General features: G+C 60.2%; 13 protein-coding genes. 6 read left to right on the plus strand and 7 right to left on the minus strand.

Annotated features, from left to right (window positions below; all coding sequences use genetic code 11):
* Nucleotides 1-2: 2 nt before the first annotated feature.
* Nucleotides 3-3,503, plus strand: a complete 3,501-nt coding sequence (locus BW09_RS02305; protein WP_081886557.1) for a glycoside hydrolase family 2 TIM barrel-domain containing protein — start codon at nucleotides 3-5, stop codon at nucleotides 3,501-3,503.
* Between the two features lie 27 nt (nucleotides 3,504-3,530).
* On the opposite strand, the gene BW09_RS02310 is transcribed toward BW09_RS02305, so the two are convergent.
* Nucleotides 3,531-4,541 (minus strand): LacI family DNA-binding transcriptional regulator, encoded by a 1,011-nt coding sequence (locus BW09_RS02310; RefSeq protein ID WP_330935788.1) that lies wholly within the window; start codon nucleotides 4,539-4,541, stop codon nucleotides 3,531-3,533.
* 171 nt (nucleotides 4,542-4,712) lie between these two features.
* Between BW09_RS02310 and BW09_RS02315 the strand changes: the two genes are divergently transcribed.
* On the plus strand, nucleotides 4,713-5,513 hold the full coding sequence (locus BW09_RS02315) for an AzlC family ABC transporter permease (protein WP_044088978.1): 801 nt from the start codon (nucleotides 4,713-4,715) through the stop codon (nucleotides 5,511-5,513).
* Nucleotides 5,510-5,842: a branched-chain amino acid transporter permease gene (locus tag BW09_RS02320; RefSeq protein ID WP_044088977.1), complete on the plus strand. Its 333-nt coding sequence runs from the start codon at nucleotides 5,510-5,512 to the stop codon at nucleotides 5,840-5,842. The genes BW09_RS02315 and BW09_RS02320 overlap by 4 nt, the downstream gene beginning before the upstream one ends.
* Nucleotides 5,843-5,979: 137 nt before the next feature.
* Here the strand turns inward: BW09_RS02320 and BW09_RS02325 are convergent, their stop codons facing one another.
* The 3 genes from BW09_RS02325 to BW09_RS02335 form a co-directional block, all read right to left on the minus strand.
* A complete protein-coding gene (locus BW09_RS02325; protein WP_044088976.1) occupies nucleotides 5,980-6,516 on the minus strand; it encodes a low molecular weight protein-tyrosine-phosphatase in 537 nt (178 codons plus the stop codon).
* 51 nt (nucleotides 6,517-6,567) lie between these two features.
* Nucleotides 6,568-7,230, minus strand: coding sequence for a dihydrofolate reductase (locus BW09_RS02330; protein ID WP_140462666.1), 663 nt, complete (start codon nucleotides 7,228-7,230; stop codon nucleotides 6,568-6,570).
* Between the two features lie 158 nt (nucleotides 7,231-7,388).
* On the minus strand, nucleotides 7,389-8,189 hold the full coding sequence (locus tag BW09_RS02335) for a thymidylate synthase (protein WP_181161750.1): 801 nt from the start codon (nucleotides 8,187-8,189) through the stop codon (nucleotides 7,389-7,391).
* 205 nt (nucleotides 8,190-8,394) lie between these two features.
* Here BW09_RS02335 and BW09_RS02340 point away from each other — a divergent pair, with 205 nt between their 5' ends.
* Complete coding sequence (locus BW09_RS02340) at nucleotides 8,395-8,808, plus strand: OsmC family protein (protein WP_044088973.1); 414 nt, start codon at nucleotides 8,395-8,397, stop codon at nucleotides 8,806-8,808.
* Between the two features lie 200 nt (nucleotides 8,809-9,008).
* Here the strand turns inward: BW09_RS02340 and BW09_RS02345 are convergent, their stop codons facing one another.
* The 3 genes from BW09_RS02345 to BW09_RS02355 all read right to left on the minus strand — a co-directional run bounded on the left by BW09_RS02345 (nucleotide 9,009) and on the right by BW09_RS02355 (nucleotide 12,144).
* Nucleotides 9,009-10,046, minus strand: coding sequence for a universal stress protein (locus tag BW09_RS02345; protein WP_044088972.1), 1,038 nt, complete (start codon nucleotides 10,044-10,046; stop codon nucleotides 9,009-9,011).
* Between the two features lie 167 nt (nucleotides 10,047-10,213).
* Nucleotides 10,214-10,948, minus strand: coding sequence for an NlpC/P60 family protein (locus tag BW09_RS02350; RefSeq protein ID WP_044088971.1), 735 nt, complete (start codon nucleotides 10,946-10,948; stop codon nucleotides 10,214-10,216).
* A gap of 236 nt (nucleotides 10,949-11,184) precedes the next feature.
* Nucleotides 11,185-12,144, minus strand: a complete 960-nt coding sequence (locus BW09_RS02355; RefSeq protein ID WP_044088970.1) for a CHAP domain-containing protein — start codon at nucleotides 12,142-12,144, stop codon at nucleotides 11,185-11,187.
* Nucleotides 12,145-12,364: 220 nt separating this feature from the next.
* Here BW09_RS02355 and serC point away from each other — a divergent pair, with 220 nt between their 5' ends.
* Both serC and BW09_RS02365 read left to right on the plus strand, forming a co-directional pair.
* A complete protein-coding gene (gene serC, locus BW09_RS02360; RefSeq protein ID WP_044089046.1) occupies nucleotides 12,365-13,507 on the plus strand; it encodes a phosphoserine transaminase in 1,143 nt (380 codons plus the stop codon).
* A 299-nt stretch (nucleotides 13,508-13,806) separates the two neighbouring features.
* Nucleotides 13,807-14,061 carry a hypothetical protein gene (locus BW09_RS02365; RefSeq protein ID WP_044088969.1) on the plus strand — a complete coding sequence of 85 codons (255 nt, stop codon included), beginning with the start codon at nucleotides 13,807-13,809 and terminating at the stop codon, nucleotides 14,059-14,061.
* Nucleotides 14,062-14,124 lie beyond the last annotated feature (63 nt).

Raw genomic sequence — 14,124 nt, forward strand, 5'->3', positions numbered from 1 at the left:
CAATGAACCCCACTCATACCGAACACGACAACAGCACCACGTCCATCACATCGGTCGAATCAGCCGACGGTCCGACGACGGCATGGCTCACCGACCCGCAAACGTTCGCGGTGAATCGACTCGCAGCACACTCGGACCACACCTGCTGGCCCCATATGCCTCGGCCCGGTGAAGACGGCAATCTCACCCAAAGCCTGGATGGCGAATGGTCCGTATGCATCATGCCCGCCAATGAAATACGATTCCCCGATGGCCACAGCACGAGCAGCGCAGTCGACGATAACGATAGCGCTCCGAACCATGACGGCACCTGCGCGGATAGTCAGGCATCGGCCCATACCAATGACGCATCCCCGTGGTTCGCGGCATTGCATATCGACGATTCGACTTTTGCGCGGATTGTGGTACCTAGCCATCTGGAGATGGCAGGGTTACTGCCGCCGAAATATGTGAATGTGCAGTATCCGTGGGATGGGCATGAGGACCTTGAGGCACCTGCGGTTCCGACGGATAATCATGTGGCGTTGTATCGTCGCGTGTTTCGCCCGGAGGGCGAGGTGGCGAAAGCCATGCGCGAGGGCCGGCGGGTGACGCTCACCTTCCACGGGGCGGCGACCGCGGTCTATGTGTGGCTGAACGGCGTGTTCGTCGGCTATGGGGAGGATTCGTTCACGCCCAGCGAGTTCGACGTCACGGCCGCTCTTCGCACGGGCTTGAACGTGCTGGCAGTGGCGTGCTACGAGTATTCGAGCGCGAGCTGGCTGGAGGACCAGGACTTCTGGCGGCTGCACGGTCTGTTCCGCTCGGTCGAGCTCACCGCCCACCCGGCCGCGCACGTCGCGGACCTCAACACCATCGCGGACTGGGATCCGGCCGCAAAACAGGGCCTGCTCACGGTGGACGCCACGATCGAGGGCGCGACCCATGCGACGGTCGCGGACGTCACGCTCACGGACGTGGACGGCGACACGGTCGTCTGGCAGACCGCCACGCCACTCGTCGCAGGCACGTCAATAGCTGACAGGTCAATCACCGACACGGCAACCACAGACATGACGACCACAAACACGTCAACCGGCACGTCATCCACCGGCACCGGCACGGTTCACGCCGAGGCGACGCTCGAGGGCGTGGACCCGTGGAGCGCGGAGACGCCGAACCTGTACACGCTGACCGTCACCCTGTACGACGCGGACGGCCGAGTCATCGAGGCCGCCCAGACCAACCTCGGCTTCCGTCGCATCGGCATCGAGGACGGCGTATTGAAGATCAACGGCAGGCGGCTGGTATTGCGTGGCGTGAACCGGCACGAGTTCGACTGCCGGCGCGGCCGCGCGGTCACCGAGGAGGACATGCTCTGGGACGTGCGCTTCATGAAGCGGCACAACATAAACGCGGTGCGCACCAGCCACTACCCGAACCAGTCGCGCTGGTACGACCTGTGCGACGAATACGGCATCTACCTGATCGACGAGACGAACCTCGAAACCCACGGCAGCTGGAACAGCCCCGGCGACATCCCGGTCGGAACGTCCATCCCCGGCGACGACCCCGCCTGGGCGCCAGCCTGCCTCGACCGGCTCGACAGCATGATCAGGCGCGACCGCAACCATCCCAGCGTGATCATCTGGTCATTGGGCAATGAATCCTACGCCGGCGAGGTCCTCAAGACCATGAGCGAGCACGCGCACGCCATCGACCCGACCCGGCCGGTCCACTACGAGGGCGTCACCTGGAGGCGCGAGTACGAGGCGATCAGCGACTTCGAAAGCCGCATGTACGCCAAACCCGATGAGATCCGCGACTGGCTCGAACACCAGAACCACGCAGCCAGCACAAGCGGCAAACCCAGGAAGCCGTTCATGAGCTGCGAGTACATGCACGCGATGGGCAACTCGTGCGGCGGGCTCAGCGAGTTCACCGACCTTGAATCCCATGACTGCTATGCGGGCGGGTTCATCTGGGACTACATCGACCAGGCCCTCGTCCAACGCCTTCCCGACGGCACGGAACGCCTCTCGATCGGCGGCGACTGGGGCGACCGGCCCACCGACTACGAGTTCGCCGGCAACGGCATCGTGTTCGCCGACCGCACCCCCAGCCCCAAGGCCCCGGAAATCAAACAACTGTACTCGCCGATCCGCCTCACCCCCGACGGACACGGCGTGACCATCGAGAACCGCAACCAATTCACCGGCACCGACGACTACCTATTCACCGCCAGACTCCTCCTGGACGGGCACGAAATCTGGCACTGCGACTACCAATTCGACGTACCCGCCGGCCAGACCACACGCCACGACATCGACTACCCCGATGCCAACACCATCACCGACTCCAACGGCTCCACTCACACCGGCACCCGTCCAAGCCCAAGCTCAAGCCCAAGTGACGGCGTGCATGAGATCGTCTACGAGGTCGATATGCGTCTCGCCAACACCACCGACTGGGCACCGGCCGGCTACGAACTCGCGTTCGGCCAGCTCGTCGGCGTCCTCAACTCCGGGCGCACGTCCGACACCCGCTCCGACAGCGAAAGCCGGACCCGCACTCCCGAGACCGGAGGCCATCGCATCATTACCGACAGACTCGTCACGACCGACCGCAGCGACGACGCCGGCCTCACGGACAACGATTCCGCCACGGTCACGCTCGGCCGCTGGAACGCCGGCATCCGCCGCGACAATGAGGAGATCCTCCTGTCACGCACACAGGGCGGCATCGTCTCCTGGAAGCGCGACGGCCGGGAGAGGGTCATCCGCCGCCCCGACATCGTCACCTTCCGCCCACTGACCGACAACGACCGAGGCAACCACTCAGGATTCGACCGCGCCGCATGGTACGCCGCCGGCCGCTACGCCGTCACCACCGGCACGCATATCAGCCGGACGGACAGTAGCGAACTCGTAGCCGAATACCAGTTCGAACTCGCCGACCCCGACCATACGCCCGCATTCATCATCTACCGCATCGACCAGGACATGCGCCTGCACATGACCGTCAAATACCCGGGCGGCGACCCCAGTGCCGCAAGCCTGCCCGCCTTCGGCATCGAATGGCAGCTGCCGGCACAATACGACCGGCTGCGCTACTACGGTCCCGGCCCCGAAGAGACCTACCGCGACCGCAAACACGGCGGCCGGCTCGGCATATGGAACACCACCGCCGCGCAAAGCTTCGCCCCGTACCTCATGGTCCAGGAGACCGGCAACCGGGAGGACGTGCGCTGGCTCGAAGCCACCGACGCACACGGGCACGGTCTGCGCGTCCGGCAGCACGGCGACCGCCGTTTCGCCGCAAGCCTACTGCCATGGGACACCTACACCATCGAGGCCGCACGCCGGCGGGAAGACCTGCCCGAACCACGACATACCTATCTGCGGCTGCTAGCAGCCCAGATGGGCGTCGGCGGCGACGATTCATGGGGCGCACCCGTCCACACGGCCTACCAGTTGCCCGCAAGCCGGCCGCTTACCCTTGATGTGGACATCGAACTCATCTGAATTGCATAAGCCCGCCACCTGCCTGTATCACTCACTTGACGGAGCAAAACTGGCGCGTGCGACAAGCTTGGTGGTGAGCAAAACGTGACGGCGAACCTTGCGCTCATGCCTGAGTCCATCGATCAGCGTGGCCAACGCCGTACGGGCAAGTTCCCGCTGATCGATGGCATATGAGCTCAACGATGGCGACGTGTATCGAGCAATGGACTGATTGTTGACGCTGACCACGGCCAGCTCGTCCGGCACGCGGACGTGCAGCGCATTCAACGCCTGCAGAACACCTACTGCAAGCACATCCGCCGCCACAATCAGTCCATCCGGCATAGTCCCCGCATCACGGTGGTCGGCGGCCAAGCGCGAAGCCTGCTCGTAGCCGCTTTCAACGGTGAACGTACCGCGCGAATACACCAGACCATCCACGTCCAGATCCAGATGGGCGGCCCACTGGCGGAAGGACGCCTCGCGGATGTCCTCCGGATAGTCGTGCAGGCCCATGAGGCTGCCTACTCCGCCAATGAATGCGATTCTGCGCCGCCCCGATGCGAGCAGAGCATCCAACGCGTCAAGCATGGTCTGCGACAGGTCGGGACATACCGAGTCGAACAGATGCGGAGCCGGGTTCGTGTCGATGCACACGCCATGCGGCAGCGCCTCATGCAATGCCCGCAAATCATTCGCAGGGAACACGGTCGCACCGATCGTCACGAACCCATCGAACTCATCCGCCCGCTCGGTCAGCTCGCCAATGGAATGGACGAATGTCAGGTGGTCCAATCCCGACTCCTGAGCGCAATCGGCCAGAATCGTCCGTAGCTCCGCAAAATACGCATCCTGCAGCTCCTCGCCAGACGGCGGCGCATCCAGTACCGCAAGAGCCGGCCGGAACACATCACGATAGCCCAGCTCCTCGCACACGCGCAGCACGCGGCGCTTCGTCTCCTCCTTAATCGAGAACGATGGGTCGTTCAGCAGCCGCGACACCGTGCTCTGCGACACCCCGGCCTTCTCGGCGACCTCTTTCAATGTTGCCATCGGCATTCTCCCCGCGATTTTAGTAAAGATCTTTACCAAGCATAACCCGAGCGCCGCGGAATCCCGGAACCATCCGCCCAATACGACGGTCGAGGTCTGTGCATATGTTCATATCTCGTATCGCAGAGCATTGGACTGTCATCGGACCAATCCTGACAGTATCGACAAGAGGCATGGATGGCACACACGCGCATCACCACAGCAACGCCCTCACCTACCAGGCATCATCGCTCCAGCGTACGGCTTCAGGCCCTGCGCGCGGCGTTTCCATTCACCATGCCCATCTGCCTCGGCTTCCTCTTTCTCGGCACCTCATACGGAATCCTCATGGGGACCAAGGGCTTCTCGTTCGTATGGCCCATGTGCATGAGCGCATTCATCTTCGCCGGCTCGATGGAGTTCGTCACCGTGAACCTTCTGCTGTCGGCATTCAATCCTATAGCCGCGTTCCTGCTGGCGCTTATGGTCAACGCGCGACACCTGTTCTACGGATTATCCATGCTCAATTCATTCAAAGGCATGGGATGGAAACGCCCGTATCTTATTTTCGGCATGTGCGATGAAACATTCGCCATCAATTCCACCGCGCGCATCCCACGCGATGTGGATAGAGGATGGTTCTATCTCTGGGTCACGGTGCTGAACCAGATCTACTGGGTGACAGGTGCCACGGTGGGCGGATTAATCGGGTCGAACCTGACGTTCAACACCGATGGCTTGGAATTCGTGCTGACCGCATTGTTCCTGGTGATTTTCCTCGATCAATGGCTCAGCGGCAAACACCGCGAACACCTATCGGCGATAGTGGGGGTACTGTCTTCGCTGGTCTGCCTGGCGCTGTTTGGAGCGGAGGATTTCATGATTCCATCGATGATCATCATGCTGGCGCTGTTCGTGCTACTGCGGCCTCATCTTGATACGCTGCATCATCAGCCCTCAACCGCCGATTCTCACATTCAGGAGGAGCATCAGGCATGACCATGACCATATGGCAGGGCATACTGACCGTCGCCGCGGTGGCGGCCGGTACCATGCTGACTCGATTCCTCCCATTCATCATCTTCCCGGAATCGAAGCAGCCACCTCGGCTGATCGAGTATCTGGGGTCGGTGCTTCCCTATGCCATGACCGGATTATTGGTGGTGTATGCCCTGAGGAACACTCCCATCCTCACCGGTTCGCATGGTATTCCCGAATTGGCGGCATGCGTCATCATCGTGGTGCTGCACTGTTGGAAGCGCAATATGATGCTTTCCATAGCAGCAGGCACACTGGCATACATGATCATGGTGCAACTGGTGTTCTAGCTGAAACGCCCTGGCGGAAACCCGCGTCATCTGACTCCCGCATATGGTTTCGCCTCCGATCCCTTCATTGATCAGGAACCGGAGGCGAAACCGAGGATAGGCAAGCCGCGCAGGACGGAAGCACGTCAGCGCTTCACTCAGTTGTCTGAAGTCGTCTGAAGCTGTTTGGCCACCCAATCGACGATGTACGGAGCGACCTCCTCAATCTGATCGATGGCCACTTCGAATTCATGAGGGCCGCCGTACCACGGGTCGACCAGATCGATCTGGTCTTCACGGCCCGGCTTCGGCTTGGGCAGGTTCGGATCGAAGCTGCGGTACATGTGCACTTCGGCGCGTTTGCCGGACGGCAGCATGCGCAGCAGGGCACGCATATGCGACGCCGTCATCGGCAGGAACAAATCGGTACGGTTGATTTCGTCACGCGAGATTCGGTGAGCGAAATGGTCGCGGGGAATCTCATCGCCATAACCGCGCTCACGCAACACGCGCACAGCGCGCGGATCGATAGGGTGACTCCATTCCTCGTCGGACACGCCGCTGGACTCGACTGTGACCTGATCCGCCAACCCACGTTCATTGAAGAAATGGCGCAGGATGATCTCCCCCATCGGGGAACGGCAGATGTTGCCAGTGCACACAGTCATTACGGTATAGGGATGGGTATTGCTCATCGATGCTCAATCATTCTGTGATATGGAGTATGGCGTAATGCCTGATATCTATTACTTGGTCTTGGTCAGGACGGAGAACCGGTATGCGCGAATGCCGCAATCGGGATCGGCGGGCTTGTGCCAGTGCCCCACCTCGGCCTCGCTCCACAAGCCGGCCTCGATCAGAGCCTGCATGTCTGGAGCGTAGGAATCCGCATCCACCTCGGCATCCAGTGTGGTGATATATGCCTTGTTGGCGAATGGAAGAGCCTTGGCGAACAGCTGCGCTCCGCCGATTATCCAGATTTCCGACCGATCGAGACCATCATCGGGAATGGCTTCCTGACGGGCCAAATCGAGGGCGTCGTCCAGACTGGTGACCACTGTCGCGCCCGGCGCACTGTACAACGGATCCCGAGAAACGACGATGTTGTCGCGATTCGGCAGCGGACGGTACTTCAATCCCAGAGATTCCCAGGTCTTGCGCCCCATGATCACCGGGTGCGAGACAGTCAGCTCTTTGAAGTGTTTCATGTCTTCCGCGCAATGCCAAGGCATTCCACCCTGGAAACCGATAGCCCCCGGACGACCTTCTTTGTCGCGGGCTTCAGCCCAGATCAGATTGACCGAAAAGGTCTTGGGGAAATCATCCCCCCAGTCCTCTTCGACTTCAGACAGCCCGGCAGATCCGGGCTCGGGTTCGTGATAGCCGCTGCGGCTACTGTCATGCTCCATTTCGTCTACTCCTCCTGGAATTCAAGGAACTGCGCCTCAGTGTAGTTGATGCGCCCGACTCTCAGACAGCCGAACCGTCAAGCGGACAGTCCTGTGGACTGTCCGTAGGTGAGGTGAGGCGACACCACCGTGTCGCCGAAGGTGGCTGGATGACGAAGTCAGACAGCCACCGGCGCCTTGATGGTGGGGTGATGCTGGTATCCGATAATCTTGAAATCGTCGTACTGATAATCGAACAGCGAATCAGCCTTACGGATTTCGATCTGCGGATATGGATACGGGTCGCGGCTCAGCTGCTCAAGCACCTGGTCGATGTGATTGTCATATACATGGCAGTCACCGCCTGTCCAGACGAATTCGCCCGGTTCCAGTCCAGCCTGCTGCGCCATCATCAGCGTCAGCAACGAATAGGACGCGATGTTGAACGGCACGCCGAGGAACATGTCGCAGGAGCGCTGGTAGAGCTGACAGCTCAGTTTGCCGTCGGCCACATAGAACTGGAACAGCGCATGGCATGGCGGCAGCGCCATCAGCTCCACTTCTGCGGGATTCCATGCGGAGACCACCATGCGACGGGAGTCGGGATGGTGCTTAATGAGATCCATGACATTGCTGATCTGATCGATGGTGCGATGGGGGTCCTCCGGCGTGGGAGCGGGCCAGGAACGCCACTGCGCTCCATACACCGGGCCCAGATCACCGTTCTCATCGGCCCACTCATCCCAGATATGTACATTGTGCTCCTGCAGCCAGCGCACATTGGTGGAGCCTTTGAGGAACCAGATCAGCTCGTATGCCAGTCCCTTGAAAAACACCGTCTTCGTGGTCAACAGCGGAAAATAGCTCGAGAGGTCGAACCGCATCTGCTGCCCGAACAACGAGATGGTGCCAGTGCCGGTACGATCGGATTTCAGCGTCCCCTGCTCAAGAATCCTACGCACCAGATCCTCATATGGCATCGGAATGTCGGTCTGAGGACGTGCGGGAATACGCGAACGGATATCTGCAAGTTGTTCTTCGGTCAAAGCCATGTGCACCAGTGTAGCTTAGGGGCATAATGGAACAGTCCATATCAAGCGGGGATGCGGTGGATAACGCCGCACTCCCCCGCGGGCCCTGCCATAGTCAGTCGGGTCTGCGAAGCATCTACGGAAATGAGGAATCATGGGCAAGCGATTGTGGGTGGAGCGCAACAAGGACGGTTCATGGGACGCCTTCAGCGATGACGGCGCACACATCAAGTTCGGCAAGGATCGCGGCCAGTTCACCCCCGGTGACCTGATGAAGGTGGCTCTCGCCGGCTGCGCGGCGCTGTCCAGCCAGTTCGCCATCGAGCATGCGCTTGGCGAAGGCAAGGGTGCCAAGATCGTGGTGGATGGCACGTACGATCCCGAGAACGATGCATACACCAGTTTCGACGAACAGGTTGTAGTCGATGCCTCCGACGCCGGACTGTCTCAGGAGGATGCCGACAAACTCAAGGAACGCATCACGCGTCATATCGATAAGGCTTGCACCGTCAAGCACACGTATGTGCAGGAAACCCCGGTCCGCATGAACGTGACAGTGAAGCACTGAAACCGGTTCCCTTACGACCGATTGGAGTCTGGGGGATCTCAGACACCATATGACAGTGCGCTCGAGAACAAACGGCGCTGAGAGCTACTCAGCGCCGTTTGTTCTCGAAATGAGCCCAGTGCCCGAGAATCTCGTGCACTGAGCCATCGTCAGTGACGTTTTTCTCGGGCAAGGGTTGTTTTGTCAATTGTTTTGTGAAGCTACTGCTTGTCCGGATCGATGGTCTTCTCAATCTGCTCGGCCACTTCCGGCTCGGCCTTTGCCACCGGAATCTCCTCGACGCCGGCAATCTCCTCCAGCGACTTGGTAGGCACTTCGGCCGGCGAGCTCGGCACCGTGTCAAGACGGGATTCGGCCGCCTCGACATACTTGCGCGGCACCACATACACCGGGCCAGCCGCATGCTGCAGCAGCCCCTGACTGGTGGATCCCAGCAGCAGGCCGGTGAAGCCGCCGCGCCCACGGGAGCCCACCACTACCACATCATGGTCGAAGCTGGCCTTCGTCAGGGCGCTGACGGCCGGACCGGAGACGATGTGCTTGTTGATCTTCAAATCGGGGTGAGATTCCAGAAGAGGCTTCACGCGTACGTCCAAGTCCTCCTGATAGGACTTCATCACGTCGTCTTCGCCGTCAATGCCCTTGAGATTCGGCACGGCGGAGAGCACGTCAAGCTCGGCGCCCCAGGAAGCGGCGAAGTCGGCAGCGATCTCCAGAGCCTTCAACCCCCACTTGGACTCGTCGGAACCGACTGCGACCTTGGTAATCGTGTTGTTCAGGTGCATCAGGTTGCCGTCATCATCGGTATACGGCACCACCACGATCGGGCAATACGCATATGCGGGCAACGACGAGGACGTGGTGCCCAGCAGACGTTCCGCAAGACCACCCTTGCCGCGGTTGCCGATCACGATGAGATTGTAGTTGCGGGAAAGCTCCACGAACACGGATGCAGGATCACCTGTGACAATCAGAGTGGCCGCTTCCACACCCTGCTCGTCCGCGATGGCCTTGGCCTTGGAGAGAATCTCCTGGGCATCGGAATGAGCCGCGTTGTCATCCCCCATCGCCGTGTAGGTGGCATCAAATGACACGGCAGCATAGCTTGGCAGGGAATACGCGCAGACAATCTGCAGCGTGAGCCCGGCATGCTTGGCATAATTCGCGGCCCACCATGTTGCCTTATAGCTGGCATGCGACCCGTCAACGCCGACGAGTATGGCCTTGTCGTTAATCATGACGACCTCCTTGAAGTTATCGCGGTTTTTCATTCCGCGTAGCTTCAACAATACCCCCCGACACTCGGATTGGCCGGTAGCGAATTGAGGAAAAACGCGCATACGTCGAATGGGGCCGGGCGACACCTGTTCGCCCGGCCCCATTCGACGTATCGAAAACCAAGACCTTAAGGAATGCGCACCACTGTGGTGAGCTTGTTCGGCAACGTGCCGGCCAACGCCACCACACCACCAGTCCATCCGCCGTGGATGGCTTTGCCGCCGCCGACGTACAACGCCACATGATCGTAATGCAAACCGCCATTGGTGCCATTGGTGTACTTGTAAATCAGGATGTCGCCTGGCTGAAGAGAACCATCGGTGACCACATATCCGCCAGGCACATTCACATACTCTTCGGGCCAGCCGTGGAAATTGATGCCACGGGCCGCCAGAGCACTGGTGACCAACGCCGTGCAGTCCATGGAAGCGCCGATGAGCGAATATGCACGATCGATCGAAGCCGCAGCGTCGGCAGAAGCGGTGGCTCCGGAGTCGGAATAGCTCAACGAGGACCGGGAGTCATCGCGGCTTGCCGCCTGTGATTGGGATTGGCTCTGGGCCTCAGCAGCCTTCTTGGCCGCCTCCTCCTGAGCTTTCTTCTGCGCCTCGGCATCCTTTTCGGCCTGCGATTGAGTCTGCGGAACGTTCAGGCTTTCAACATCACCCCAGCTGGAGTCACTGGAAACATCGGTCGAAGTGGCTTCAGCGACAAAATCCTTACGCACCTGACTGTAGGAGGGGAAGGACTTGGTGGAAGTGACGGTTCCCTCGTCAGCCGCAGCTGCCGGCGCCAAGGAAACCAGACTTGCGGTCACCGCGCACGCAGCGACCACGGAAGCTATCTTGGAATCAATCCTCATAACTCCATTACTGTACACGACCCCGATTCCCGCAACATATGCTTGGCGAAGCAGGACACTATGAAATACCACACACCCTTCGGCGTGTTGACCAACCGCTTTATCGTTCAGCGAATATCAGAAACCTTGTATACCACGTCAGCGCACAACCGAAGACCGTACCAAAATGTCAGCCACATTCTCAGCGCAACCGACACGTTGCTGACTCAACGCCATAAAGCATTGGCAGTCAAGCATCAGTAATGAATGTATTGCAACGCGCCGGCCTGCGCGGCGGAGAACGTACGGCTGGAAATCACGCCGAGGCCTTTGTAATTCGATTCGGAAATCTCAATGGAGCCATCGGCATTGACCTTCTCGACCACGGCGACATGGCCATAATAGGAATCGGCGTGCTCCTGCCCCGGTGCGAACACCACCACATCGCCGACATGGCGGGGTGTGTTATCCACCCAGTACCCGCGTGCGCTTGCGGATTCGGCCCATGAAACGGCGTCGCCGAAGTTGCCGCCGACCGGCAGACCCAATTGCACGCGACGCTCGTATGCGTACCACGTGCACTGGCCCCACGGATAGTTGTTGGCGTTGGCACCCGTATCATGATTCGGGTTGAATCCCGCCGGCAGCGCGCCCTGGTCCTGATCCATAAGGTCGGAGACCGTGACATTCTGAGCCGTATTGCGGTTCATCAAAGCGGTGTCCAACGAGCTGTCGGATACGCTCAAATCCCATCCGCCATTGGAATCAGTGGATGCAGACTGGACACTGGAGGAATCGTTCAAATCGGAACGGGCCTCGGAACGGGATGCAGTTCCAGTATCGGCCACACGCTTGAGCTGCGTGGTCGTCGTGGTGGTGGTTTCAGCGAGCGGGATGTCCTCGTTCGCGTTGGAGAACGCCATTGCCCCTGCGGCGGTGCCCACCAGAGCCGCCAGCGATGCGGAAGCAAGAATATGGCTACGACGTTCGGCCGCTCGAGCCGCCTGACGGATGGAGCGACGGGTCTGCGGAGCAATCTCGTTGATTTTTTCAGCCACTGCGGGATCCAGTCCCAGTACTGCCGCATCGTCGCCCGCAGACTGCACGGCGCGTACGGAACGAATGGAATGGGTGCCCTTTCCGGAGGCGAACAGCGCCTTCGCTAAGCTGAACTTCTGGCGCGAGACCGCGGTCGCTTTGTGCGAAGCATGCTTCATACTCTGTAAACTCCTTGGTTGGGCTGACGACACCACTATGCTGTGCGCTGCCGTACCGACACTGATGCTTACTGTACAACGACCACGTGTCATAGGGATGTTCACATTGACTCAGCCGGCAGCTCGTCAAACGATATACGAGCCTCGCGACTGCGCATGTCGCATCCGCTAATCGAGCACATCAAGGCATTCTTCAGACCCGACGATTACCCTTATGCGCGTGACTACGACAGTAAAGATTCCTCATTCCATCATGCCGGAAGACGGTCGGTTCGGTTCCGGCCCGAGCAAGGTCCGCCCCGAGCAGATCGCCGCCTTGGAAGCCGGCACCACCACATTGATGGGCACCTCGCACCGTCAGGCACCGGTCAAGCAGCTGGTCGGCTCCATCCGCAGCGGGCTGAGCGACTTCTTCCGTCTTCCGGACGGTTACGAAATCGCACTGGGCAACGGCGGCGCCAGCGCTTTTTGGGAGATCGCCTGCGCCTCGCTGATCACCCGCCGCGCCGCGTTCGGCACCTATGGTTCGTTCAGCGCGAAATTCGCCACATCGGCCGCGAACGCTCCGTTCCTTGAGAAGCCGGCCCTGTTCGCCTCCGATCCCGGCACCTATCGTCTGCCCGAATTCACCGAAGGCGTGGACGCCTACTGCTGGGCGCATAACGAAACCTCCACCGGCGTGGCGGCACCCGTACGCCGCGTGCCGGGCAGTCAGGAATCCGGGGCCCTCACCATCATCGACGGCACCAGTGCGGCCGGTGCCCTGCCGGTGGACATCAGCCAGACCGACGTGTACTACTTCTCCCCCCAGAAGGCATTCGGATCGGATGGAGGCCTCTGGGTAGCCGTGCTCTCCCCGGCGGCCATCGAACGAGCCGAACGAGTGGAGTCCAGCGCACATCTGGACGGCGTGCGCCGCTGGGTGCCCCCATTCCTCTCGCTCACCAGCGCTTTGGCGAACTCCCGCAAGGACCAGACGCTGAACACGCCGTCAGTGGCCAATCTCATCATGATGGAGAATCAGGTCCGATGGCTCAACGACAACGGGGGCTTGGACTGGGCTACCGCGCGATGCGCCAAGTCCGCGTCGTTGCTCTATTCCTGGGCGGAACAGTCCTCCTATGCGCAGCCATTCGTCGCCGACCCCGCAGCACGCTCCCATTCAGTGGTGACCATCGATCTGGACGAGCATGTCCAAGCCAATCAGGTGCTGGCGATATTGCGCGAAAACGGCATCGTGGATTGCGCCGGATACCGCAAGCTGGGCCGCAACCAGTTGCGCATAGGCGTGTTCCCGTCCGTGGAGCCTGCGGATGTGGTGAATCTGACCAAGTGCATCGACTATGTAGTCGATCGCCTGTAACGCGCACACGAGGGCACAGGCTCTTTGACCGTTACAAGGCAAGCAGCATTTGTGCCGGAAGTTCGTTGACGAAATGACTACCCCTCAGTCCCGCTTCGCGGGACAGCTCCCCTGACAACTGACCAAGGGAGCCGGAACACAGTGATCTGGGTTAGTTCACCGGTGACAGTGGTTTCGAACGGCTCCCCTGACAAGGGGAGCCGGAATACGGTCAACGAATTACTGGCACAAGACTGCAGCAAGGGGAGAATCGTGGTAAAAAGGACGTTTGACGTTCCTCTTTACTACAGTCTATGACTATGAAGTTTGCGCCCATCATCGACCCAGCCGTTCGCAAACCCGCACCCAAGCCGGTGCGGGTCGATTTGCGTAAGGTGTTCGGTATCGGCACCGGTCTATGGGCCGCGGCGCTCATCGTCTCGCTCATCATGATGACCCTCGGCATGGGATCGGAGTCATTGGTCGTTCTGTGCGCGTCCGGCGTCATCATCGGGCTGCTGTTGCTGATCTGGGAATTCTTCGACCGGTGGGATTACCGCCGTTTGGGCCTGTAGGCGAGCCGTCTCAACATACCCCACGACCGCCCTACCATTCTTCGGTATTCTCCCGTCTTTACT

The organism is Bifidobacterium sp. UTCIF-1 (genome assembly GCF_006408915.1).
GTDB lineage: Bacteria > Actinomycetota > Actinomycetes > Actinomycetales > Bifidobacteriaceae > Bifidobacterium > Bifidobacterium reuteri.